Raw genomic sequence first — 23,905 nt, 5'->3', positions numbered from 1 at the left:
GAATCACCTTCACACCCTCGGGGTGAAACACGTTCATCATCCTACGCTCTTACGAGCTACGGACGACAGGCGTCTTGGTAATTTCGGCAAAGAGCATTCGGCCGGAGGATGTTTGAAAAACACGCACCACGTTGCAGTTCACTGTTTTGCTAATTTCTTTATCCGCACCCTCCACCACCACCATTGTCCCGTCTGCGAGGTACCCAACGCCTTGCCCGCGCTCTTTGCCTTTTTGCACAATTTCGATATTCATTGTTTCACCCGGATAAACGACCGGTTTTAACGATGCAGCTAGATCGTTCAGATTCAACACCACCACACCCTGAATGGTAGCAGATCGATTAAGCGCGCTGTCTGTGGTCAAAACCCGGCTACCGCGCTCTTTGGCTAATACCACCAATTTATGATCAACCCCGATTTTCTGATCGATATCTTTGTCGATTATACGCAAATCAATTTTTGGGCTCTGACGCAATGCTTCTAACAACTCTAGACCACGGCGGCCTTTTTCGCGTTTGATATCGTCTTTACTATCGGCCAATTGTTGCAATTCATCAATCACAAAAACCGGCACTGCAAAAGGGGATATCATAAATCCAGTTTCCGCCACCTCTAAAATCCGCCCGTCAATTAGTGCCGAGGTGTCTAACAACAGCTCTGGTAATAAATTAACGTTGTTAAAGTTGAGTGGGTTTTTCCCGTTAATCCATGATTGATATACTAGATTGAATCGCTTGCCTTGTGCCATGAACAAATCCAGAACGGCTACGGCCGCAAAAATATTTACTATCATTGGCAACCACTTGCCATAATCCCCCGGTAGACGTGAAACCGGAATGGCCAACAGCGCACCAACGAGCAATCCAAATATTAACCCTAAAATGCCCACAAATACATATGGAAATGATGATTTCATTAATTTGCGAGTAATGAAAAGCGCGGAAATAGATATCACTAAAATAATGACAAATAAAATGGATTGATTTGGATCGGTCATATTTTCTCCTCATAACATATTGTCATCTCGACTCCTCGATGTTCCAATTGGGGCGTGTGCAAATCTACAATATGAGAATTTTAAATTTTCAATTTTCAATTTCAAATGAAAGGAAGCCAATTTTAAATGACTAAATAAGGAACCATTTAAAATTTAATCATTCGGTACTTATTCATTAAAAATTTAGCCTTTAAAATTTATAATTATGGATGAGATTCTTTCTTAGATTTCTTGAAGCGTGGTCGAGCCGACGCTCTCCCCGAGTCGAAATGACAGTCGCGATGTTTTCATTATTATTTTTGGAATAACTTCGAAATCACTGCTTTAATTGTTTTTTCCGAAATTGTTGAACTATACCCCAGCCGTTTGGCTTCTTTTTCGCGGTCGGTCAGCTTTGAAACCGGTCTTATTTCACCAAGCAATCCAACTTCGCCAATTATCAACATCGATTTTGGAATTGAGATATTTAGCAATGACGACGCGATGGCCACACAGATAGCCAAATCCCCCGCCGGATCTTGAATTTTTATTCCCCCAACCACATTAACATACACATCAGAAGATTCTAGCTTTAGGCTAGCGCGTCGTTGCAACACTGCCACCAAAATGTTCAGTCTATTCAAATCTATGCCAACTGCGGTTCGTTTAGGGTAACCGAAACCGGTTGGCACCGTTAACGCTTGCACTTCGACAAGTAGCGGACGTCGCCCTTCTAAAATTGATGTTACCACGCTCCCAGGCACATTATCTAGGTGATTCGACAAGAAAAGTTCGGACGGGTTATCAACCGTGGTCAGTCCGTTTTCTGACATTGATAAAATGGCGACCTCGTTAGTGGCGCCAAAACGATTTTTCAGTCCTCTTAAAATTCGTGATTGTTGAAACGCATCACCTTCAAATGACAACACCACATCTACAATATGCTCCAAAGTTCGTGGACCGGCGATGGTCCCCTCTTTGGTAACATGGCCAACTAAAACGATGGGGATATTAAGCTTTTTGGCTAGCTGCTGAAACAGCTGCGCGCCACCGCGAACCTGAACAATACTACCTGCCACCCCGGGAATGTCTGAGTTAATTACTGTTTGAATTGAATCAATAATGACCAACGCCGGTTTTTCGTTTTCAATTGTAGCCGCGATGATATTAATATCGGTTTCTTGTAATAATTTGAAGTTTGATTTGATTTTTAGTCTGTCTGCTCGATCGCTTACCTGCTCAAGCGATTCTTCACCGGTAATATACAGTGCATTCGGAATTTTATCCGCAATTTGTAGCAATAATGTCGATTTACCGATTCCCGGTTCTCCACCTAATAGTACAATCGATCCGGGTACAATGCCGCCCCCCAAAACTTTATCCACGTCGGCATTCCCACATGTCATCCGGTGCCAGTTTTGTCGAGAAATTTGAGAAAGTTCAACCGGATTAGCTGACCGAGATGCCCGAAGTTTAGTGGTAGATTTAATCACCACCTCTTCAACTAAACTGCCAAATGCGCCACAACTGTCACATCTCCCCTGCCATTTGGCTGAGGTCTTTCCACATTGTTGACAAACAAAAATTGATGATGCCGACATAATTCCTACTTAAAATCAATTAGTCTTAATTCGCACTTTTCATTCCCACCATATCTATTTATCTCTAATGTTGCAACAATATCTTTGGCTATTGGCTGATTTAATTCTTTAATCTTATCGCCCAAACCAAAACCAACAAACGGAATCTGTTTTGCACCTTGGCTAATTATCCCTCTAATATGATTATTTTCTTTGCCCATGGTCTTAATATCGGAAAAATTGACCGATTTCAATAAAAATTTCGGCTTCAGATTGCCTAGCCCAAATGGCTCAAACTGCTCCAATAAGTATGATAACTTCATACTTATTTGGTCAAGACTAACCTCGGCATCGATCAATATAACTTTTGTGTGATCAGTATTAGGCCATTTTTGATTAATTATTCGATTTATTTCAGTCTTGATTGTCTCAAATTTTTCTGGCTTTAAGGTTAGACCGGCGGCAAAATTATGACCACCAAAACTTTCTAACTGCTCACCAATCTGATCAAAAATGTCGGGTAACAAAAACGGGTCAACAGACCTGGCGCTACCTTTATATATTGTCGGGGTTTTTTCAAAAATAAAAGTTGGCCGGCGGTAAATTTCCGCCAACCGTCCTGCGATCAACCCAACTACGCCGACCGGCCAGTCCTCGTGCGCTAACACAATTGCGGCACAGTTTTTAGCTGCCTCGTCTTGCGCCAAATTGTCTGCCGTCTTCATCGCTTTGCTCAATAGTTCTTGACGGTCAAGGTTGTGTTGGTTCACTAACTCGGATAATCTCTCAACTTCTGCAGTTTCAGACGATGCCAATAGCCAAAACACTTGCATTGGATCTTCGTTCATCCGCCCGAGCGCATTTATCCTTGGCCCCAGTAGAAATCCAAGATGATACGACGAGATTTCGCCTGGCACAATTCCGGCGTGTTTGATCATATATTTTAACCCAATATTGCGAGTACTGTTAATGACTTTAAGCCCAAAGTGGACTAAAACTCGATTTTCCCCAAGCAATGGCACCATGTCGCAAACTGTAGCCAACGCCACTAAATCTAAGTGCCATTTTAACCAACCTTCGGTCAGTGCCGGATATTTTTTAGAAAGATATGTAAGCAGCTTAAACACCAACCCGGTTGCGCACAACTCGTCAAACGGATATTGGTTATCGGATAATTTATGATTAACAATAATCGCATCTGGCAAATCAAGATGCGGCAAGTGATGATCTACCACAACCACATCAATGCCCTTGCTTTTGGCATAATTTATTTCTTCAATTGCGGTTGTGCCGTTATCAACGGTAATAATAAGCTTGGCTCCTTGGCCAAGTAGCGCATCAATACCTGCCAAAGAAAGCCCGTAACCGTCGCTGCGCTTAGGAATATACACCACGGTTTTTGCCCCAATTTGGTTTAAGCCCAAATAAAGTAAGGCAGACGCCGGGATACCGTCTGCGTCGTAATCCCCAAATATACCAATAGTATGATTTTGTATGACATTTTCTGATATCAAATTCACAGCCGTATCAATGTTTGGTAGCGTTTCTGGATCAAACAGTTGATTTTCAAACGATGGGGACAAAAACGATTCTTTATCATTCGCATTTCGTAATTTTAAAAGGTGGCTAAGTAAATCGCTGTCCAGACGATCTTGTACCACCCATTTCGCACCAATATTTTTCATTTATAATACGCTTTCCCCACCACCCTCACGTCCAAATATTCCTTTATTTGGCTTGGAAATTGATCTAAAACCAGCTTTGCCGCCTTAAGTTCGATGATCGGGTCTCGAGTTGCATCCAAAATAATTTTCGGACCACTCTTTGGAATGGCAGTAACATCAAACGTAGTTGCACCAACCTCAAAATGATCGAGTGGTTGACCAATAATGATATTAAACTTTTCGTACGAAGTTGTGATGAAATGAATAAATCCCGGCGTCGCCACACTCTCACCGTTAGTGTAGGCAATATTGGTGGTGTCTACCACCACCGGCATTTCATATGGAGGAGATGCGGTAACAATCACTTTTCCGTCTAACCCTACCAGAAACGATGCATTATTCGATCGCCACTCTGCAGCCATCACCCGTTCCACCACCACCACTTTAATGGAATCCGGAATCACCCGATATACCACCACATCAGCGATTAGTGGTGATGACTTTCGAATTGCGTCCTCGGTCTTTTTAGTTGGGAACAACCATAAATTCGCGCCAGACGGAATCTGTTTAGAAACCAATTTTAAATCAACTGTCTTTAAGCCATCTATTGTCACGTTTCTAACTGTAAAAATAGGTGAATTAGCCAACCACACTGCCAGTGACACTACGCACGCAAAAAAAATAATTCTAACAATTGGGCGCCAAGGAAATTGCTTTTTACTTTTAATTGGAGCCGTTGAGGCAGAGATCTTTCGCTGTCTAATAACAGTTTTTTGGCTAATTTTAGGCGCTTTTGGCGTCAATTGCGGTGTAGGCTCAGATAATGGTCGCATAAATTTCCTCTAATCAACTTCAAAATATGTCATTTCGACCCTAGAAGAGCGTCAGCTCGACTATGTTGGAGAAATCTAAGAAAAAATCCTATCCAAATTTTAAATTTTAAAGGCTAAATTTTAAATGAATAAGTGCCGAATGTTTAAATTTTTAAAAGGTTCCTTATTTAGTCATTTAAAAATTGGCTACCTTTCATTTGAAATTAAAAATTAAAAATTAAAAATTTTCTTTCTTTGAGATTTCTCCACCCTCGAGACAATGCTCGAGGAGTCGAAATGACATCACATACTAGTGCTTTGCCCAAGTGCCAATATATTCGACTTCTTCTTCTAAATTGATATCGAATTTTTCTTTAACTAAATGTTTTAATTTATCTGATAGCTGTTTTATTTCAGACGCCGATGCTTTACCGCCGTTAGTGACAAAATTTGCATGTTCTTTGGCTACCCCAGCGTCGCCCACTCGCATTTTTTTAGCCCCAACCTGATCTAGCAGCCAACCCGCAGAATCTTCCGGTTTACGATCGGCATTTTCGGCGTGGCTTGCCCCACCCGGATTTTTGAAGTAACTACCCGCAGAAGCAATGCCTTTGGGCTGATTCAAATCCCATCGCCCTTGTTTGGATTCTTTCATCCGACGCAAAATTTCATCTTTACGTTGCTGACGCAGCTGCAACGTTACAGACAATATTACCGGCTTCTGATCCGTGTGCCATTGTTTCAACTTACTGGTTCGATAGCCATATCCCATCCAATTCACATCAACTTGTTCAATCTTGGCCGCCTCGCCGTTTGTTGGCGGAAATAGGATGGTAACAGATTTCACGATCTCAGACATGCTATGACCCCAAGTCTCTGAGTTATTATGAACCGCCCCACCAAGCGTGCCCGGCAAACCAAACCACCACTCCAAACCGCCCAGTTCTCGCCCTGCCGCTTCTGTAACAACCTGAGCCAATATAGCGCCGGATTCAGCCATTACCTGGCTTTTTTCAAGCACAAAAGAAATGTGATTGGCATGGTTAATAATAGTCAACCCGGGAAAACCGGAATCAGATGCAATGACATTGCTTCCACCGCCTAATACGATATAAGGAATATCGTTTTCAAAACAGGTTTTTAGGGCTTTAACCAAGTCATCGATATTTGAAACTTCGATCAGGAAGTCACTCGCGCCGCCAACGCGCATGGTGGTAAATTGGCGCAAAAGTACATTTTGTTGCACCCCTGGTAGATTTTTAGTTAAAATTTCTTCAACTTGATCGTGATTCATATTGCCATTATACACTTTTCAACAACAAAAGTCAGAATTTGTAGCTCCTCATCCGCCTTTCAGGCACCTTCTCCTCAAAACGAGGAGAAGGGTTTCGAGGTTTCCCTCTCCTCCTAGAGGAGAGGGTGGCCGTAGGCCGGGTGAGGAGGATAGAGTGGCAAACCACTGGACAAAGTTCTAAAAATGGTGTAAAATATGGTCATTGTGGCACCGTGCCGCAAGTTCCCCTCAACAGGAGGTTCACGGAGATGCACATTTGGCTGAAAGCAATCGGCCGATACCTTGGCCGAAAGCTTCGCCGATTTGGGCGTGCCGTTATGTATGTCCCAAATTGGGTGGGTGAGAGCACTTGCGGTTTCGCGGTAGGTATATGGGCATTCGGGATGGCCATCGGATTTGTCACGATATTCGATCTTGTCACGCATCACAGTCACAGATCACTTTGGGAGTGGACATTGCTCCTGATATGTTGCTGGATACATTCACCCTCGATCGGGGCGGTTGCCAAAGCGTTCTGGAAGTACCTGATTGTTACTCCCAGCCAGGCAGCCGTACAGTGGGGCACTCGTCAACAGCAGGAGATCGCCCACGAGGTTACCGTTGTAGAACAAGCCGAGGTCATCCGAAAAGCGCAGGCGGAGGAAAGAAGGCTCGCTGAGTTGGCGAGGAAACTGGCCGTGGACGAGGCTGCCAAAACCGCCAGGCTGCTGCGGCCATCTGATCGCCCTGACGAAGAGGTACTGCTCCGTGCCAGCCAACAGGAGGATGCCTAATGCCCGAGGATGTCACACGACGTCCCCGGGCTTATTCTTTGCCATTCTGGGCTTGATCCACCTCTGCTCAACCTCGTCGAGACTGGTCCAGAATCCAGTCTGTTCTTGTTCGAGGAGCACTGCGACGAGAACTGTCATGCACCCCCAACAGAGTTCTCGCTGCGTTCGAACAAGAAAGAACATTTCCATATATTATGTTATAATTTACGTATGAAAATATTTAATTCCGAACTAATGCAAGATTACGGCACCTACACTTTTGGCTACACCACTTACGCCGTACGCGAAGATGGTGACAAACTAGCAGATATCTACAACCTCGGCTTCCTACCCTACACCGGCACCAAAGGCATTAATAATATGTACTATATGTCTCGTAGCGTGCGAATCAAACTAGATGATTGGCAGATGAACAGCGAAAACCGTCGCATCTATGCCAAATTTAACGATCTAAAATCAACTCTTATCCCCATTACTAAATTTGACACCCACGACCCCAAATTTGTCCATTTTTGCCTGCATTATTTTGGCGAACGATTTGGCGAAAGAGTAATGCCTGAAAGTCGGTTTAGACAGATTTTGGATATGGGCGTAATTACCGACATTATTGAATACAAAAAAGATAATGAAGTTTTTGGCTACTGTTTTTTGATTCAAGATGACCAGATGAGTCATTATATTTATTCCTTTTACAACCTTGAACATTTTTCCAATTCACTTGGGTTGTGGCTAATGACCGATTGTATTAAATACGCTAAAGATGATGGCAAAAAATATCATTATTTAGGCACCGCCTATGGCGATAAAGGTTTGTATAAAACTAACTTTGATCAGTTAGAGTTTTGGAACGGTGAGCGCTGGGTAGACAGTCGCGATCAGTTGCGTGACCGTTGCCGTTCAGACGCCGGGCGTCAGGTACATTTGGTAGATGAATGGAAGCAACGTCAAGCGGAAAGATTCCAATGAAAAAAGCATATTTTATTGGCATTTGCGGCGTGGGAATGAGTGCCACCGCCATTTTACTTAAACAAAAGGGATGGCAGGTAGAAGGATCTGATGAAGGATTTTACCCACCAATTAGCGATTATTTAATCAAAAATCATATCAAGTTTCATACAAAGTATGAAAAAAATAACGTTCCCGATAATCCGGATATGGTAGTAATTGGCAAACACTCAACTTTGACCCCGGAACAAAATGCAGAGGTAAAAGAAGTTTTTGCGAAGAAGTATCATACTTTATCATACCCAGAGGTGCTGGCCGACATCGCCAAAGATACCTGCAATTTAGTGGTGGTTGGTAGTTATGGCAAATCAACCTGTTCCACTTTAGCCGCCTACATTTTAGCTCATAGCAATCTTGATCCTTATTACTTTTTAGGCGCATTGTCGGATAATTTTGATGAAAACGCCCATGTTGGCAAAGATCAAATTTTTGTGATGGAAGGCGATGAATATCCTTCTTCAAATTGGGATAGCGACGCCAAATTTTTACATCTAAACGCTCGTAATGTTTTAGTCACTGGTTGTGAGCACGATCACTACAATGTTTTCCCCACCATAGAGAGTTACAAAAAACCATTTGTTCAGCTGTTAAAAACTTTACCTAAATCGGCAGTGATTGTGGCTAATTTTGACGAAAAGAACACCACCGAGGTTGTGAAAGAAAGCGATCGTCAAGCAATTTATTATAGTTTAAAAAATACTGATGCAGATTATTATGGCAGTGGGTTTAGCATTGGTAGCCAAACCAGATTCGATATTCATCACCATGACCAAATTATTCCTATCACCACCTCTTTGCTTGGCGAGCATAATTGGTTAAATATTATTGGCGTGGCAGCGTGGCTACTAGAGTTAAAGCTAGCCAGTCCTGAGCAAATTTCCAAGGCGGTAGCCACATTCAAACCATTATTTAGACGGCTAGAGTTAAAAACCGCTCATCCAATGCCGGTTTATGAAGATTTTGGCAGCTCCTACGCCAAAGCAACCGCTGGCATTAAAGCAGTACGCGATCAATATCCGGATAAACGAATTGTAGTAATTTTTGAACCACACACTTTTAGTTTTCGTAATCACGGTGCATTGGAATGGTATGACCGTTTGTTTGATTTTGCCGACCTAGTCTTTATTTACCAACCACCAACCGCCGGGTCAGAAACTCATGATCAACTAACACAAGCGCAAATTGTGGAGCGAGTAAAAAGTACCGGTAAAAAAGTAATTTCCCTAAAAAAATCAGATAATTTGAGCGACCAAATACTTCCCCACCTAAATTCCAAAAAAGATGTTGTACTCATCGAATCCAGTGGCAGCCTAGACGGCTCTATTCCAAAAATTATCAGCGCGATTAATAAGCTGACAAAATAGTTTGTCATCCCCGACTCTGCCAGCTGGCGGACTATTTGGGGATCTGGCGCCAACCACCCCGAACTTGATTCGGAGCAGAGATAGAAAATTCTTTTATAGACTGGATTCCCGTCTTCACGGGAATGACATGCTATTTGACCGCGCTGAGAATCACTTCGGCGATTTTGATATCGGCATCTTTAGGATTAATTTTTTGCATATTCAAACCCATTTGATGTAATTTGTTTTTCTCGGATGCGATATGCAACAACTGTCCAACAAATTTTTGCGAATCCAAGCCATTTTGATCCATCATCACCACCCCGCCAGCTTTCTCACAAACCTCAGCGTTTTTAACCTGATGATTGTTAGCACCACTTGGTAGTGGAATCAGCACCGCCGGAATGCCAAAATACGACAGATCGGCAATACCGTTTGCCCCAGCGCGAAACAATGCTAGGTTTGCAATGGTTAGCCACTGCTCAACCATATTTTGTTCCACAAAACCAAACGGCTGATAACGCGATTTACAAGTGGCAGACAGTTTTTGACGATATTTTTCGGCCGTAATTTTGTAATTTGCCCCAGTCTGATGAATAATCTGAAAATGTTCGGCCAGTTGCTCAAGGTTATGCCAAATTAGTTCGTTGATAAATAAGGCGCCTTGACTGCCCCCCATTATCAGTAGTACCGGCATATCGTTCGTGAATCCAAAGCGACTAAGAACCTTGGCTTTATCGATTGTTTTTGAGTACTTTTTAGTTGGATTCCCGGTGTAAATTAATTGGCGTCTAAAGTTGGTGGGATAATTCACAATCGGCCACCCGGTACAAACAGTTTGACTCAAACCGATTGATACCCGATTTGCCGCACCCATCACCGTATCTGATTCGTGTGCGATTACTTTGATTCCTAACACGCGTGCCGCAATTACCACCGGCACCGCCACGTAACCTGCTTTAGAGAAAACCACATTGGGTTTATAGGTAGCTAGATATCCGAGCGCTTGCCAGAATCCCAAAAATGTTTTGGCGATGCTGACTAAGTTATCGACAGACCAATACCGACGCCATTTTCCAACCGCCACGGGCATGAAACGCACCCCCACTTGCTTTGCCGCTGAGGCATCTAGCCCATTTTTCTCACCCAACCATAAAATATGGGCGTCGGTTTTGGTTCGCAGCTGTGCTATGACCGCGATAATTGGAGTGATGTGTCCACCGCTGCCACCACCGGTTACCACTATTCTCAAATTGTGATTTTCTTCTTTGGACATTTAATTCTCCGACAATCAATAAAAATTCGAAATACGAAACTCGAAATACGAAATAAATCTCAAAATCGAATATTCAATTTTTGGATTAATAATTTTTCGAATTTCGAAATTCGTGCTTCGTGCTTGTTCTGTCACTTCGCCTCCATATGTCTAGAAATATTTAACAACACCCCCGTAGCCATAAATGCCGCAACCAGAGCTGAGCGGCCAAAACTAATAAACGGCAACGGCACGCCGGTTAAAGGCACCAAAGAAACCATCGCGGACATGTTTATTAGTGCCTGTGACACAAACCAAGTGGTTATGCCTACCGCTAAAAGCGTACCAAACATATCCGGCGCGTATTTTGCCACCCTTAGCCCCCGCAATCCTATGAATCCAAAGACCAGCACCACCAAGCTGGCGCGTAAAAAACCCAGCTCCTCTACCACCACCGCGAAAATCGAGTCGGTGTGCGCCTCGGGCAAAAAACCTTGCTTTTGTACTCCTTGCAAAAATCCTTTACCCCACAACCCACCTAAACCTATCGAAATTTTTGCTTGCGAGATATGATATCCGGTCCCAAGCGTCGCTGCATCAGGATTCAAAAATGCGGTAATGCGGGCTAAACGATAAGGGGCGATTTTGATTGCTGTCACTACCACCGCGCACATCGCCAAAATGACCGTTGATATTTGGGATAGCTTGGCGCCGGCCACCACATACATCGCCACGGCAATACAGACCAAAACCCCGAGCGACCCTAGATCGCGCTGTTTTAACATCAACGCTGAAATGGCACCAATGATGAGCAAAAATGGCAGAAGACCGGTGGTCCAGCTGGTCACGCGAGATTGCTGGCGGCTAAACCACGAAGCCAAAAATAATATCAAGGTCAGTTTAGAAATTTCGGAGGGCTGGAAAGTCTGACCAAACACGCTAATCCAGCGATGGGCTCCGTTAACTTCGCCTTTAGAAATAAAAATAACAGAAATTAATAGAATTGCAGTAACACCAAACCACCACCACATCCATTTTTGATATTTATGATAATCCACTAGCTGCAATAATATCCACGCTACCATGCCCACACCAAACGCCTCTAGCTGTAAGATTAGGTAATAGGTGGAATTTGTGGCGCTACCGGTAGCCACGCGTGATAGATCAGCCGAGGCTGAGTACAACATTAACAACCCAAAAACAGCCAAGCCAAAAATGGCGGTGGCAAGTTGTACATCAATTCGCCCGCGGTCACGTAATCTCATGTTTCTATTATAGCGCATATTCGGGATTTTGGGGTGGTTGGGGGATGTTGTCATTCCGGATTTAATCCGGAATCTACATAAAAAGAATCGTTCTATTTTTGGATCCCCGAATATAATGTCGGGGATGACATGGATCGAGAACGGAACGATAGGTCGTGATGGTAGAAATTAGTAATTAGACATTAGAAATTCTACTCTATCCTTTGCCAAGAAGAGCAAGCAAGATACCGATAACAGCTGAGATCATACCGACAACCCAAAAGCGCATTGTTACTTTGGGTTCGGGCCAGCCAATGGCTTCAAAATGATGATGAATTGGTGCAACTTTAAATATTTTTTTGCCATGCGTGATTTTACGATAGCTTAGCTGAAGAATAACCGATAACGTTTCGATCACAAAAACCGAGCCAATGATAGGTAAAATAAAAACTGTATTGGTTAACATTGCGACCACGCCAAGCGTGGCTCCAAGGGCTAGCGAGCCCGTATCTCCCATAATAAACCGCGCCGGGTAGATGTTGAACCACAGAAATGCCAACGTGGCACCCACAATACTGGCACAAAAAGCGGCTAGCCCATAGCTACCATTAACATATGCAATAATGGTGTAAGCTCCAAACGCGCACATCACTAACCCACCCGCTAAACCATCAAGCCCATCGGTAATGTTGACGGCATTGGCGAATCCAACGATTACAAAGACAAACAACGGGATGTACCACCAACCAATAGACACGTCGGATAATCCCGGAATGTGAATTCCGAATTGAGTTCCCCATCCTAGTTTAGTGTAAAACCACCATGCGCCAACAAAAGCGATGGCCAGCAGCCAGATTAATTTGTGACGGGTGCGAATACCACCACCGTTTGGCCCAATGCGAAAGACGTTATAGATGTCGTCGGTTAAACCAAGCAGGGCGGCGCAGACTAATGTAAATAACGGCAACCAAGTTTGCCCGCGCACATTATTAAATAGTAAGGTAATAATAATAACCGGCAACCAAATTAAGATTCCGCCCATAGTAGGCACGTTTTCTTTGCCCTTGTGAAGCATGGAAAAAATTGGAGTGGAACCCTGTCGAATTTTCTTGCCTAGCTTATAGCGATATAAAATATCAGTCAGAATGGGGGTGAATAGCATTGCCAGAGCAAATGCACCAAAAGTCAGCCAAGAAATTTTCTGCAAAGCGAGAATGTTGTTAGTTAGTAATTCCATTATTGCCTCAATTTTAATTTTGAATGTTGTTATACTCCACGACTTGTCATCTCGACTCCTCGAGCGTTGTCGAGAGGGTGGAGAGATCTTACAAAAGAATTTGAAATTTTCAATTTACAATTTAAAATTGCGGATGAGATTTTTTCTTAGATTTCTCCATCGTAGTCGTGTTGACACACTCCTCGGGTCGAAATGACAAACAAAGAAATCCATCGTCAATATTCTATACTCTATCCTCCGTTTGGCGCAACCCGATAATAATCTTTTAACAGGTATTTCGCAATATCGCCCCAAAGCGGCGCTGCGGAACTTTCGGCAAACTGTACCCCTTGTGGCTCTTCTATTGTTACTAACATCGCAAATTTTGGGTCGGTGGCGGGGGCAAAACCGGCAAACGAGCCGTTATTCTTACCTTCAACATATCCGGGGCCATCTGGATTAGCAATTTGGGCTGTTCCAGTTTTACCGGCGACTTTGTATCCCGTTACCCCTGCTCGCTTTCCGTGGCCTCGATCAACTACCTGTACCATCATATCAGTAACCTGTTGAACCACACTAGAACCTACCACTTGACGCACAGTTTGTGCTTTAGTTTTATCTACTCGGCCATCGGAATAATCAATCTCACCAACAACGTACGGCTTCATCAACTTACCATTATTAGCAATTGCAGAATATGCCATTGCCATTTGTAGAGGGGTTACTGAAATACCTTGTCCGAATGAAATTGTAGCCAGGTTTGTCGACCGCCAATTTTTTAGCGCGGGAAACGAACCAGCGACTTCGGAGTCTAAATCGATGCCGGTTTTTGACCCAAAACCGAAACGATTCATATAGTCATTTAATAGTTCTCGCCCCATTTTTGACGAAATGTCTACCATGGCCACGTTGTCTGAATTAACCAAGATATCAGCCACAGTTTCGTGTCCGTACGACTTATTATCAGCTGTGTGAATCTCAAATCCATCCACATTTACAGATGACCCATAATTACCAGTATAATCTATCGGCACCTTGCCCGAATCTAGTGCGCCAGCAATTGAGATAGTTTTCATTACACTACCTGGCTCAAAAGTTCTTGACACGTTCAAATTCTGGAATACGTTTTGTTGATCAGATTTAACTAGGTTATAATTATTCGGATCATAAGTTGGCATACTGGCCATAGCGATAATCTTGCCACTTTGAGGCTCTACAATCACCACCGAACCGCTTTTGGCTTTGAATTCGTCCACGTATTTTTGAAGCAGCTGCTCCACCGTTGCCTGAACATCGCGATCAATGGTCAAGACAATACTCGCCCCTTTGTTATTCGTAACCGACTCTTGGTCGATATAGGTATTCCCCCAACCATCCTTTTTGCCGAAAATGCTACCAATAAACCCTTGCAACTGGTTGTTATAGTATCCTTCGACTCCATACTGGCCGTTGCCTTCCGCATTCACAAATCCGAGTAACTGGCTGGCTAGCTGGCCTTCGGGATAGGTGCGATAACCATCAATTGAAACCGTCACCCCATTTAAGTGCATCGCGATAATTTGCTGGCCAACTTCAAGCGATAACTTTTTGGCCACCGGCGGAATATAGGTTTTTTTGTTATTGATTAGATCAAAAAGGGCTGCTTCATCCATCCCGATTAAAGGTGATAACTTTTGCGCCACCATTTTAGCGTCTTTAACCTGATTAGGCACCACGTTTACGGTTGATTGTGGCTCGTTTAGAGCGATTGGCGTAGTTGCTGTGCTGTCTTTGTCTTTAACCAAAATTGACCCGCGAAACGGGTTTAATTTGACCTGCACCGTCTGTTGCGCTTCTGCCTTAGCTTCGGCAAGACCTGATTGCAAAACCGAGCGGCGGAAAAGTTGGATTAACACCACCGCCGAGAACGCCATTAATATCGTTAACATCACCGCGATACGACGATCCGGCGCAAAATGATTAGATTCGCGATTAATAAATGATATCGGTTTCATAATATATTAACTCTGAGTTCCAAATCATTAATTATAAACGTAGTCCACGCTTCAGCGTGTTTTTCTCTGGAAAACAGACTAACCTCCTTCGCTCTTCGAGCTACGGAAGGTCACGAAGTCTGGGCTACGGTTTTATATTTAAAATTAAAAATTGTGATTTGAAATTTTTTTCGTGCTTCGTATTTCGTGCTTCGTGCTTTCCCTACGGAGTTGGGCTCGCCAACTGTACCTGATTTGCCCCCTGCACCATCCCCTGACCTTCAGCCTTCTTTTTTGTCTCGGTTGCGGTCTGGTTTCGCGCTTCTTCAGCGGTTAAGGCGTCTAGTTGATTATTCAAACTCTCTTTTTGCTGCGAGATATCCCGAATCACCGCATCGTTCCCAGTGGTGCGCGTAGTATTGATAACGTACAAACCTAACAATACTCCGAGCGCCGCAATGGCGACGAACCTAAATGTGGTCGGCCCAATAAATGCCGACTTACTTACCGTTCGACGACGGTAACCGTGACGATATCGATTTTTGCCAGTATAAACAAGTGCTCGCCCCATTTGTGTTCCCTCCCTTAACTGATTTTTCTTGAGATTTCTCCGCCCTCGAGACAATGCTCGAGGCTCTGCCCGTAGGCTACGCCCAGAGGGAGTCGAAATGACAGGTCGTGACGTCTATCCTCTATGCTCCATCTTCCATCCTCCGAATCGCGACTCTAAGCTTGGCACTGCGGCTGCGCGGATTGGATTTTACCTCTACGCCATCCGGGACAATCGGCTTAGATGTAATCACCCGCAAGGATGCACGATGATCACAACGACAAACCGGATAATCACTCGGACAAATACAATCCTTGCTCTCGGTTTGCAAAAATTGCTTCACAATCCTGTCCTCGCCGCTTTGAAAGCTGATAACCAGCAGTCTGCCCCCGTTTTTCAGTAAGCGAACTGCTTGTTCCAACCCAAGACGTATTTGTTGATATTCTTGATTAACTTCCACCCGCAGCGCCTGCATTACTTGAGTAGCTGGGTTAATCCCAGGAAAGTGCGGTACGGACTGATTAACTATCTGAACTAACTGTGGAATTGAGGTGATAGGTGATTTCTGTCTGGCCTGAATGATTGCATCAACCAACCTGTTAGTGCCGGTCTGACCATGTTCGGTAAATAATTTCTTGAGGCGAGTTGAATCCCATTTATTGATAATGTCTGCCGCTGTTTGATCGCCTTGACCAGAGCCCAAACGCATATCCAAGCTTCCTGAAGATTTGAAACTAATGGGGGAGTCCGGCGCGTCTAATTGAGGCGACGACACTCCAAGGTCCATCAATACCACGTCTACTTGATCTATTCCCAAACGCTCAGCGACCTGAGACATCTGCCCCATTGCGGCGTTTTCAACTTTGACGATACCCCCAAATCTTTTTAGTCGGCTCTGACAATATGCAATTGCCTGTTCATCTTTATCGATGCCTAGATATTTTCCGGTTGAACCGATTTTTTCCAATAACGCTTCGGCATGCCCACCGTAACCAACCGTTGCGTCGACAACTGTATCCCCATGGTCGACTTTTGCAAAATCCGTGACTTGTTGTAAAAGAACTGGAATATGGGGATGCATCTAAATCCCAAAGTCCATCAATTTTTCAGCGATTTCGTCGCTATTCTGATCTAAAGATGATTGTTCTGTCTTCCACTTGGCTTCATCCCAAACTTCAAGACGATTCATTAAACCGGCTACTACTACATTTGACTTTATTCCGGCAAATTGACGTAAGTAGCCAGGCAAGATAACGCGACCCTGCTTGTCAAGCTCAACGTCTACTGCACCGGCCAGCATTAACCGACTAAATTGACGAGCATCTTTGCCGGTTAGCGGCAATTCGTCTAATTTCTCGGCTAGTTTTTGCCATTCGGTTAAGGTGTAGATGAACAAACAACCGTCTAAGCCCCGAGTCACAACCGCACCGTCAGCAAACGCACCCCGAAAACGCGCTGGTATCTGTAAGCGCCCTTTGTCGTCTATGTTGTGGTTGTGTTCGCCAATAAACATTTATTCCTTTGATTATTTTCGGCGCGGTACCCAAGAGATAACTCCCTCGGGTACCGGCCGTGCCCCTCCTCAAAAACCCGCTCGAACCTATGGGTTCGTTTGGGCCGGCTTGCTTAGTTGGAATCAGCGGAGTTATCCCCAGAAGTTTTCCACTTTTCCCCACTTTGCCCCACTTTTAAGGATCTGTATTGATAATAATCCCCCTACCCCACCACTGTCAAGGGGATCAAAAGACAGATAACAGAGGACAGATGACGGACTACATTGCAAAATCCCTCGCAATCCATTGTTACCCGTAGGGGTGATTCACGAATCACCCGTCCCATCGTGTCATTCCGGCCCCCGAGCCGGAATCTATATAAAAAAACAGAGTTCATTCTCGTCTTTTATAGTCTGGATCCCGGATACTCCTCGCAACCTTGCGGTTGGAGTCGTTAGTTCCTAACGGAACAATCAAGTCCGGGATGACATAGTGCGCTATGTCAGTTTTAGTACTTTGTCTAGCCCAACGCGTTCCTGCTTCATTGTATCGCGGTCGCGGATGGTGACAGTTTTATTTTCGAGTGTGTCAAAATCGATGGTTACGCAAATTGGTGTACCAATCTCGTCTTGGCGGCGGTAACGGCGCCCAATTGAACCCGATTCGTCGTATTCGGCCATAATGCCGGCCGCTTTAAGTTCATGGAATAATTTGGTAGCAACTTCCACCAGCTCCGGCTTATTCTTTAATAACGGCATTACCGCCACTTTAATTGGTGCCAAATCTTTATGTAATTTTAATACCACACGAGTTTCGCCATCGGTTTCTTCCTCGTTATACGCATCTATTAGAGCCATCAAACTAATCCTGTCAGCACCACCCGACGTTTCTACAATGTATGGCATAAATTTATCGCCGCTTTCTTCATCAAAATAAGATAGATCTTTACCCGAAAACTCGGAGTGACGTGATAGATCCCAATCACCACGATTGTGGATTCCCTCTACCTCTTTCCAACCCCACGGCGTGTCGTACTCAATGTCCACTGCCGCTTTGGCGTAGTGCGCCAGCTTGTCGTGGTCTTTGAACCTGACTCGCGTCATTTCAAACCCAAGCGATTTGTACCAGTCTAACCGACGCGATTTCCACTCATCGTAATAGACCGCAGCGGCATCTGGTTTAACAAAAAACTGCATCTCCATCTGTTCAAACTCGCGCATTCTAAAAGTAAAGTTTCCGGGGGTGATTTCGTTCCTAAACGCTTTACCAATTTGGGCAATCCCAAACGGGATTTTTTGGCGCGATGTAGCTAGGACGTTTTTGAAGTTAACGTAAATACCCTGGCAAGTTTCTCCACGCAGGTACACGGCCGATTTTGCATCTTCAGTTGTACCCAGAAAAGTTTTCATTAACAGATTAAAGTTTTTAGGCTCGGTAAAGTTATCTTTGGTGCCACAAACCGGACATTGTAATTTGTCTTTGTCGGATTTTTGTAGATCTTGCAACTCATCTAGCCTGAATCGATTGTGACACTGACGACATTCTACTAGCGGATCAGAAAAGCTATCAGTATGCCCGCTGGCTTCCCAAGTGCGCGGATGCATCAAAATAGCGGCGTCTAGCCCCACAATATCATCGCGCATTAGCACCATCGCCTTCCACCAGGCCGCTTTGACGTTATTCTTGAGCAGTACACCGTACGGGCCGTAATCCCAGGTGCTAGCTAGCCCACCATAAATCTCGGACGATGGGAAAACAAATCCCCGCCGCTTGGCTAGATTAACAATTTGGTCTAAAGACGTTGAACTCATATTCGAATTATAGCAAACTTTTGCTCATTCGGCTATTCAAAATATTGAAACGGGCAGACCAGTTGGCCTGCCCGTGAGTGTTGGCGATATTGTTGTTGGGGCTAGAGGGTCGGGAATGTGATCGCCTGAACGAGGTGAGGATCACCAAGAGACAATGGGCCAGCTTGAGGATGGTGAAGGGTCCCAGATGCAATCATGATTCCATTCCCCTTGACCACAAATGTGTTATCGCCTGCCACCCACTTCCGAAGCACAACTTCACCTCGAGGAACATTGGTTGGATTGGCGTCTGGCAAACAAGAGGTTCCTAGGATGTTCAGGGCAGCGACTACACGAAGGAATTCCTTCCACCCGAGATAGAGTGGCGCGTAATAGACGTCATGGCGCCGGTTACTCACCAAATCCATCTCTTCCGTAATCTGGCTCATTAGCCGCGGCACTTCGAAAACGCTTAGCTGCGTCTCGAACAGCTGATCTGCCTGCCCTGTGGCCGAGAAACAGAACGGGATGCCACCATCGTCCCCAACGATGAAGCTGGTCTTCATGTCCACTTTCGCCGCTCCAACACCCACAGGGCGGTCGTAAGTGACCAACAATTGCCTGTCCTCGCCCCCAAGCATGGCCCAACGGTCTTCATTGGTAGGCAGAGAGACCACGTTAGCCCCAAGAAGATCATCCATGTTTGGCCACTCCAGGTTGTCCTTCCACAACACTCTGATCCGACCAACCTCGGTTGGTCTTTTAGGTGAAACTGCCACGATTTTCACCTTCTCTCTGTTTAGGTACTCTGCGCAGTTTTGCAGGCAACACCAAAATACGCTTTTCGGTACATCTAGTCAATCTCAAGCGGGCGGGCGCCCTCCTTAGCTACCTCCTACGCTAAAGCGTGGTCTACGAAAGAAACGTGGGCTGCGCCAGTTGGCACAGCCCACACGACAAGACTCGGCGCTACTTCCAGTTGATCTCCGGGCACCAGATGATGTGCGGCTGGTCAAACTTGAGGACCAGATACGGGGATCGGCCTGGTAGGTTGTTGGGATAGACCAGGCGACCGCTTACGACATCGTGGTAACCACGATACACCTCGGCACCACCTTCGCCGGCTGCCCATCCGCTCTTAAGCACTTTACCTTCGGACAAGTCAGCAGGGATGCCCTTTCGCCCGACTAACCGACCATGAATAGCCAACACATCTGCTGCCTTACACAGTTGGCCCCAGTCGAGCCCAAGAGGCTGGTGGTACAAGTTGTGGGCACGCCCCAAACCTTGCCGGAAAGGGAACACGCCCTGCTTCGAAGCATGTAGCTCAGATGCTCTGTCATCGCCAGACCCATGGAACGGTATCAAGTCATCCATCCCAAAGGCGTACGACACGAATACCTCCTTCGTGCCCTCGGGAACCCGGTACTCTCCAACCTCAGTGCTGGCCACGCCTCCACCAGTGGGATACAGATGACGGTAAGTCACCAACAGTTGGGCACCATCAGCCAGCAAAGACCATGCGTGCAGATCGTCAGAGGGGATAGTAACAACGCGCTCGGTGTACAACCGACCGAACTCAGGGTACTTCAGGTTATCGTACACCTCTACCCGAATCTCACCATTGGCGATGCTGGCCGGAAATCCGTCCAAATCTACCACGTTTGTCTCACCACCGTTCTGTATCGGTACTCTGCGCAGTTTTGCAGGCAACACAAATATACGCTTTACAGTACATGTAGTCAACCATAAATGGGCGATGTCCTATCTGACGCATCGGATGTCCGACGGCCAACGAGAATCGCCCCTACACAGGTCGTAGTATTTGACTTGATCCCTTACGATTCGATGAGAAAGATTTTGTCTTTGAATCCACCTCGTTTGGCCGCCTTATCTACGCGGATTTTTTCGAGCTCTTCCTTACTTACCCCATTATTTTCGGCAATGGCATAGATTATTTCTAGCAGATCAGCTAATTCATCCATATTTTGATCTGCTTGATATTCTTTTATTTCTTCGGATAATTTTTTGTCTAGTTCAACTTTGTATTCGTCATCAGACAAAATACGTGTCTTAAACTCCCCACCTTTGGATTTGATGATCTCGGGAATTCTATCCCGCACCAATTTGTTATATGTTTGCATATTTCCTCCAAATTATCTCACTTTGACAAAATAAACTAACCAATCTGACCACGAATTTGCTGTTTTTCCATATGATTTTAGCACTTCAAACCCGTTTTTAGCTAAAACGTCTGCGAATTGTTTTTCGGTCCATAGCGTAAACATTCGTGGCCTTTCACCGCCTTGCTTCAAAACATCCGGATGCAATGTCTCACCTTCTCCGTTTTTAATTGATAAACAACCATATGCTTCAGGATGAAGAACGCGTTTTATTTCGGCCAACGCCAGATTAATTTTTTGCCGTGGATAGATGTGCATCAATGTTACCATGGTCCAGAATCCGTCAAAGCTACCATCTTCAAATGGAAGCGAGTATAAATCTGTGCTTATAAATTCTTGATTTGGAAATTTTGCTTTGCATTTTTCCACCGCTACCTTGGAGATATCGGTGCCAATATATTCGTATCCCAAATCTAATAACATTCGAACGTCACGCCCACCACCGCAACCAAATTCAATGATTTTGCCACTCGGCAGATGTTTTTTTAGTTCGTCCGCTTCTGCTTTCCAATATCCATCAGTATTACGCTGTTGATAAATGGCATCATAATGGTCATCATACGTTTTGATTGTCTTAATTTCTTCTGGTGATAGATTCACTGTTTCTCTCCTTAAGGAAATTTATATTATATAGATTCCGGATATTCCTCACGCCCTTTCCGGTCGGGGTCATTAGTTCCTAACGGAACAATCAAGTCCGGAATGACAAGGATTCAATTCATATAAATCCTGGGGACGGATTCGGGAATGCGGGTGACTACCTCGTAGGTGTTAGTACCAAGCCAATCCGCAATCTGGCGCGCGGTGATTTCTTGCTTGCCCTGTTTACCCAGCACCACCACTTCATCACCCATTTTTATTCTAGATGTCATTAGCACCGGCGACAAATCTACAATCGTTTGCGCCATACATACCCGCCCAATGATCGGACATTTCCAACCATCCACCAAAACATGGCCAACATTTGATAACCCGCGGTCAATCCCATGCGCGTAACCAATTGGCAAAACGCCAATTAAGAGGTCTTTGGACGTGGTAAACGTCTGCATATACCCAACACTGGCACCAGCTTTGATTTTCTTTACCTGCGCGAGCACTGTTTTAAGAGTCATGCTGGGGCGCAAATTTTTGCCATAGTCTTCATATCCGTAAAGCGCCATCCCCGCACGCACCGCGTCAAAGTGATACTGATTCGATTTAAACACAACACCAGACTTGGCCATGTGTACCGCCGGCACTACCAACCCTTGTTTTTGCAACGAAAACAATGCCATCTGCATATTCTGGTATTGATTTTGTACCATCTGCGCATCGGTTTCGTCGGCAAAATGCGAATACAACCCATCTACTCGCAAATACGGATAACGCATAATTTTGGGCACTAAAGCCTCAACCTCTTCTGCCAAAATCCCCAATCGCGACATCCCCGTGTCTATTTTCAGGTGCACCCGAAGCGGCTTTCTTAAATCGGACGCAATTTGATTACACTTTTCCGCTTGCCCGGCATCATAAATGGTGGCGGTGATTTTTTTGGTGATACATTGCTCTACGTCTTCGGGGGCGGTGTATGAGAGGTTGATGATGGCGGTGGTAATGTTATTCTGGCGCAAATCTAGCGCTTCTTTAATACTGGTTACTGCCAACATATCCGCACCAACATCTGATAGTGCACGCGATGTTTCAACTAGACCGTGCCCATAGGCATTAGATTTAACTACGGCGATTATTCCGGTTTCCGGCATTAACGATTTTTTTAGTACATTAAAATTATATTTGATATTTTCTAAATTGACCTCAGCCCAAACGTCGTTATGCATACGCCCACCCTAGCACAATATCGGCCGGGATTCTAGACGATATTACCAAATATGTCATTTCGACCCTAGGAGATTGTCAAATCGACTATGTTGGCCTCCGGCTCGTAGTCCTACGGCTCGGAGAGAGAAATCTACATAGAAGAATCCCCCCAATTTGAAATTTTTAATTTGAAATTTGAAATTATTTTTCTATCCTTCAGAATTTATTTTCCGCTCAATGACATGGTGGCGCTGTAATATGGCAATTCTTTCAAGTTCTTCCCCAATTTCGACGCCAACTTTTACTCGAGCCAGCGTTTCGTAATCTCGATTTTGAATTAACCGCAAAAATTTAATCGCCTCAACGGAGATGGGGACGCAATCGGGATATTTGGCCATGTGATCTGCGCAAACCACCCCGCCACCGGTAATGCTAAAGTAATTTTGATCTTGTTTTAGGACTTCTTGTCCTAAAATACATTGGCGAATTTCTAATTGGTAACCAGTAGTACTATATAACTCTAATTCGGCTTTAATTAGATCGTTTTCAGCGGCAATATGACTTAACCCCCTAACAGCCAGATCAAACAAATCGGTGTTTTTTTCACTATCGTGTGCTAATTTATCCAGAATCTCGCACCACAAAAATAATTTTTTCATTTTATCCAAATCAGCATAAGCAAAAGAATGGGTAATTTTGGCGTTTGTAATAATGTAAAATGTTTTACCTTTGGCTAGTTCAAATTGCACCACGTTACCCGGTTCTAAATGCCCGGCTTTACGGCTGGTGATTTTTTTAATACCTTTGGCAATAGCCGACACTTTTCCCAGTTCTTGACTGTAAATGGTCAAGATCTTGTCAGTTTCGTCTAAATTAGTGCGTTTTAACACTATTCCAAGCGTGGTAACGTTTCTCATAAGATTACTTTAGCACATTATTCACTTGTCATTCCGGGCT

General features: G+C 44.6%; 23 protein-coding genes. 3 read left to right on the top strand and 20 right to left on the bottom strand.

Going from position 1 to position 23,905, the window contains the following annotated elements; all coding sequences use genetic code 11:
- Nucleotides 1–49 precede the first annotated feature (49 nt).
- The 6 genes from WC773_00345 to WC773_00320 all read right to left on the bottom strand — a co-directional run bounded on the left by WC773_00345 (nucleotide 50) and on the right by WC773_00320 (nucleotide 6,751).
- Nucleotides 50–997, bottom strand: coding sequence for a TRAM domain-containing protein (locus WC773_00345; GenBank protein ID MFA6081853.1), 948 nt, complete (start codon nucleotides 995–997; stop codon nucleotides 50–52).
- Nucleotides 998–1,290: 293 nt separating this feature from the next.
- Nucleotides 1,291–2,577, bottom strand: a complete 1,287-nt coding sequence (radA, locus tag WC773_00340; GenBank protein ID MFA6081852.1) for a DNA repair protein RadA — start codon at nucleotides 2,575–2,577, stop codon at nucleotides 1,291–1,293.
- 5 nt (nucleotides 2,578–2,582) lie between these two features.
- Complete coding sequence (recJ, locus tag WC773_00335) at nucleotides 2,583–4,241, bottom strand: single-stranded-DNA-specific exonuclease RecJ (GenBank protein MFA6081851.1); 1,659 nt, start codon at nucleotides 4,239–4,241, stop codon at nucleotides 2,583–2,585.
- Entirely contained in the window at nucleotides 4,238–5,053 is an 816-nt protein-coding gene (locus WC773_00330; GenBank protein MFA6081850.1) for an FtsQ-type POTRA domain-containing protein, read from the bottom strand. The genes recJ and WC773_00330 overlap by 4 nt, the downstream gene beginning before the upstream one ends.
- Before the next feature lie 289 nt (nucleotides 5,054–5,342).
- Entirely contained in the window at nucleotides 5,343–6,326 is a 984-nt protein-coding gene (gene murB, locus WC773_00325) for a UDP-N-acetylmuramate dehydrogenase (protein ID MFA6081849.1), read from the bottom strand.
- A gap of 113 nt (nucleotides 6,327–6,439) precedes the next feature.
- Nucleotides 6,440–6,751: a hypothetical protein gene (locus tag WC773_00320; GenBank protein MFA6081848.1), complete on the bottom strand. Its 312-nt coding sequence runs from the start codon at nucleotides 6,749–6,751 to the stop codon at nucleotides 6,440–6,442.
- A 30-nt stretch (nucleotides 6,752–6,781) separates the two neighbouring features.
- Here WC773_00320 and WC773_00315 point away from each other — a divergent pair, with 30 nt between their 5' ends.
- The 3 genes from WC773_00315 to WC773_00305 all read left to right on the top strand — a co-directional run bounded on the left by WC773_00315 (nucleotide 6,782) and on the right by WC773_00305 (nucleotide 9,468).
- Nucleotides 6,782–7,099, top strand: a complete 318-nt coding sequence (locus tag WC773_00315) for a hypothetical protein (GenBank protein MFA6081847.1) — start codon at nucleotides 6,782–6,784, stop codon at nucleotides 7,097–7,099.
- A 210-nt stretch (nucleotides 7,100–7,309) separates the two neighbouring features.
- Nucleotides 7,310–8,065, top strand: a complete 756-nt coding sequence (locus tag WC773_00310; GenBank protein MFA6081846.1) for a hypothetical protein — start codon at nucleotides 7,310–7,312, stop codon at nucleotides 8,063–8,065.
- On the top strand, nucleotides 8,062–9,468 hold the full coding sequence (locus tag WC773_00305) for a Mur ligase family protein (protein ID MFA6081845.1): 1,407 nt from the start codon (nucleotides 8,062–8,064) through the stop codon (nucleotides 9,466–9,468). The genes WC773_00310 and WC773_00305 overlap by 4 nt, the downstream gene beginning before the upstream one ends.
- A 130-nt stretch (nucleotides 9,469–9,598) precedes the next feature.
- On the opposite strand, the gene WC773_00300 is transcribed toward WC773_00305, so the two are convergent.
- From WC773_00300 to recO, 14 genes are all read right to left on the bottom strand, one after another.
- Nucleotides 9,599–10,723, bottom strand: a complete 1,125-nt coding sequence (locus WC773_00300; protein MFA6081844.1) for a UDP-N-acetylglucosamine--N-acetylmuramyl-(pentapeptide) pyrophosphoryl-undecaprenol N-acetylglucosamine transferase — start codon at nucleotides 10,721–10,723, stop codon at nucleotides 9,599–9,601.
- 131 nt (nucleotides 10,724–10,854) lie between these two features.
- Nucleotides 10,855–11,967, bottom strand: coding sequence for a putative peptidoglycan glycosyltransferase FtsW (locus WC773_00295; protein ID MFA6081843.1), 1,113 nt, complete (start codon nucleotides 11,965–11,967; stop codon nucleotides 10,855–10,857).
- A gap of 196 nt (nucleotides 11,968–12,163) precedes the next feature.
- Entirely contained in the window at nucleotides 12,164–13,183 is a 1,020-nt protein-coding gene (gene mraY / locus WC773_00290; protein MFA6081842.1) for a phospho-N-acetylmuramoyl-pentapeptide-transferase, read from the bottom strand.
- A 230-nt stretch (nucleotides 13,184–13,413) separates the two neighbouring features.
- Nucleotides 13,414–15,156, bottom strand: coding sequence for a penicillin-binding protein 2 (locus WC773_00285; protein MFA6081841.1), 1,743 nt, complete (start codon nucleotides 15,154–15,156; stop codon nucleotides 13,414–13,416).
- Between the two features lie 202 nt (nucleotides 15,157–15,358).
- Entirely contained in the window at nucleotides 15,359–15,706 is a 348-nt protein-coding gene (locus tag WC773_00280) for a hypothetical protein (GenBank protein MFA6081840.1), read from the bottom strand.
- A gap of 121 nt (nucleotides 15,707–15,827) precedes the next feature.
- Nucleotides 15,828–16,766 (bottom strand): 16S rRNA (cytosine(1402)-N(4))-methyltransferase RsmH, encoded by a 939-nt coding sequence (gene rsmH, locus WC773_00275; GenBank protein MFA6081839.1) that lies wholly within the window; start codon nucleotides 16,764–16,766, stop codon nucleotides 15,828–15,830.
- Nucleotides 16,767–17,198, bottom strand: coding sequence for a division/cell wall cluster transcriptional repressor MraZ (gene mraZ, locus WC773_00270; GenBank protein ID MFA6081838.1), 432 nt, complete (start codon nucleotides 17,196–17,198; stop codon nucleotides 16,767–16,769). It lies immediately after the preceding gene.
- 477 nt (nucleotides 17,199–17,675) lie between these two features.
- Entirely contained in the window at nucleotides 17,676–18,989 is a 1,314-nt protein-coding gene (locus WC773_00265) for a glycine--tRNA ligase (protein ID MFA6081837.1), read from the bottom strand.
- A gap of 101 nt (nucleotides 18,990–19,090) precedes the next feature.
- Nucleotides 19,091–19,669, bottom strand: a complete 579-nt coding sequence (locus WC773_00260) for a hypothetical protein (GenBank protein ID MFA6081836.1) — start codon at nucleotides 19,667–19,669, stop codon at nucleotides 19,091–19,093.
- Nucleotides 19,670–19,937: 268 nt separating this feature from the next.
- Nucleotides 19,938–20,177 carry a hypothetical protein gene (locus tag WC773_00255; GenBank protein MFA6081835.1) on the bottom strand — a complete coding sequence of 80 codons (240 nt, stop codon included), beginning with the start codon at nucleotides 20,175–20,177 and terminating at the stop codon, nucleotides 19,938–19,940.
- 629 nt (nucleotides 20,178–20,806) lie between these two features.
- Entirely contained in the window at nucleotides 20,807–21,112 is a 306-nt protein-coding gene (locus WC773_00250; protein MFA6081834.1) for a nucleoside triphosphate pyrophosphohydrolase, read from the bottom strand.
- A gap of 12 nt (nucleotides 21,113–21,124) precedes the next feature.
- Nucleotides 21,125–21,751, bottom strand: coding sequence for a class I SAM-dependent methyltransferase (locus WC773_00245; protein MFA6081833.1), 627 nt, complete (start codon nucleotides 21,749–21,751; stop codon nucleotides 21,125–21,127).
- Nucleotides 21,752–21,864: 113 nt separating this feature from the next.
- On the bottom strand, nucleotides 21,865–22,968 hold the full coding sequence (alr, locus tag WC773_00240) for an alanine racemase (GenBank protein ID MFA6081832.1): 1,104 nt from the start codon (nucleotides 22,966–22,968) through the stop codon (nucleotides 21,865–21,867).
- Between the two features lie 189 nt (nucleotides 22,969–23,157).
- Nucleotides 23,158–23,865 (bottom strand): DNA repair protein RecO, encoded by a 708-nt coding sequence (gene recO / locus WC773_00235; GenBank protein MFA6081831.1) that lies wholly within the window; start codon nucleotides 23,863–23,865, stop codon nucleotides 23,158–23,160.
- Nucleotides 23,866–23,905 lie beyond the last annotated feature (40 nt).

It is taken from the genome of Patescibacteria group bacterium (genome assembly GCA_041660565.1).
Taxonomy (GTDB): domain Bacteria; phylum Patescibacteriota; class UBA1384; order CAJBMM01; family CAJBMM01; genus JBAZWC01.
The sequence above is the reverse complement of the archived record's forward strand: the minus strand, read 5'-3'. Positions and strand labels throughout refer to the sequence as shown.

Bases quoted from the DNA above. Each gene is read 5' to 3' on its own strand.
- WC773_00345 (MFA6081853.1), bottom strand. From the start codon at position 997: ATGACCGATCCAAATCAATCCATTTTATTTGTCATTATTTTAGTGATA.
- radA (MFA6081852.1), bottom strand. From the start codon at position 2,577: ATGTCGGCATCATCAATTTTTGTTTGTCAACAATGTGGAAAGACCTCA.
- recJ (MFA6081851.1), bottom strand. From the start codon at position 4,241: ATGAAAAATATTGGTGCGAAATGGGTGGTACAAGATCGTCTGGACAGC.
- WC773_00330 (MFA6081850.1), bottom strand. From the start codon at position 5,053: ATGCGACCATTATCTGAGCCTACACCGCAATTGACGCCAAAAGCGCCT.
- murB (MFA6081849.1), bottom strand. From the start codon at position 6,326: ATGAATCACGATCAAGTTGAAGAAATTTTAACTAAAAATCTACCAGGG.
- WC773_00320 (MFA6081848.1), bottom strand. From the start codon at position 6,751: ATGCGTGACAAGATCGAATATCGTGACAAATCCGATGGCCATCCCGAA.
- WC773_00310 (MFA6081846.1), top strand. From the start codon at position 7,310: ATGAAAATATTTAATTCCGAACTAATGCAAGATTACGGCACCTACACT.
- WC773_00305 (MFA6081845.1), top strand. From the start codon at position 8,062: ATGAAAAAAGCATATTTTATTGGCATTTGCGGCGTGGGAATGAGTGCC.
- WC773_00300 (MFA6081844.1), bottom strand. From the start codon at position 10,723: ATGTCCAAAGAAGAAAATCACAATTTGAGAATAGTGGTAACCGGTGGT.
- WC773_00295 (MFA6081843.1), bottom strand. From the start codon at position 11,967: ATGAGATTACGTGACCGCGGGCGAATTGATGTACAACTTGCCACCGCC.
- mraY (MFA6081842.1), bottom strand. From the start codon at position 13,183: ATGGAATTACTAACTAACAACATTCTCGCTTTGCAGAAAATTTCTTGG.
- WC773_00285 (MFA6081841.1), bottom strand. From the start codon at position 15,156: ATGAAACCGATATCATTTATTAATCGCGAATCTAATCATTTTGCGCCG.
- WC773_00280 (MFA6081840.1), bottom strand. From the start codon at position 15,706: ATGGGGCGAGCACTTGTTTATACTGGCAAAAATCGATATCGTCACGGT.
- rsmH (MFA6081839.1), bottom strand. From the start codon at position 16,766: ATGCATCCCCATATTCCAGTTCTTTTACAACAAGTCACGGATTTTGCA.
- mraZ (MFA6081838.1), bottom strand. From the start codon at position 17,198: ATGTTTATTGGCGAACACAACCACAACATAGACGACAAAGGGCGCTTA.
- WC773_00265 (MFA6081837.1), bottom strand. From the start codon at position 18,989: ATGAGTTCAACGTCTTTAGACCAAATTGTTAATCTAGCCAAGCGGCGG.
- WC773_00260 (MFA6081836.1), bottom strand. From the start codon at position 19,669: ATGGATGATCTTCTTGGGGCTAACGTGGTCTCTCTGCCTACCAATGAA.
- WC773_00250 (MFA6081834.1), bottom strand. From the start codon at position 21,112: ATGCAAACATATAACAAATTGGTGCGGGATAGAATTCCCGAGATCATC.
- alr (MFA6081832.1), bottom strand. From the start codon at position 22,968: ATGCATAACGACGTTTGGGCTGAGGTCAATTTAGAAAATATCAAATAT.
- recO (MFA6081831.1), bottom strand. From the start codon at position 23,865: ATGAGAAACGTTACCACGCTTGGAATAGTGTTAAAACGCACTAATTTA.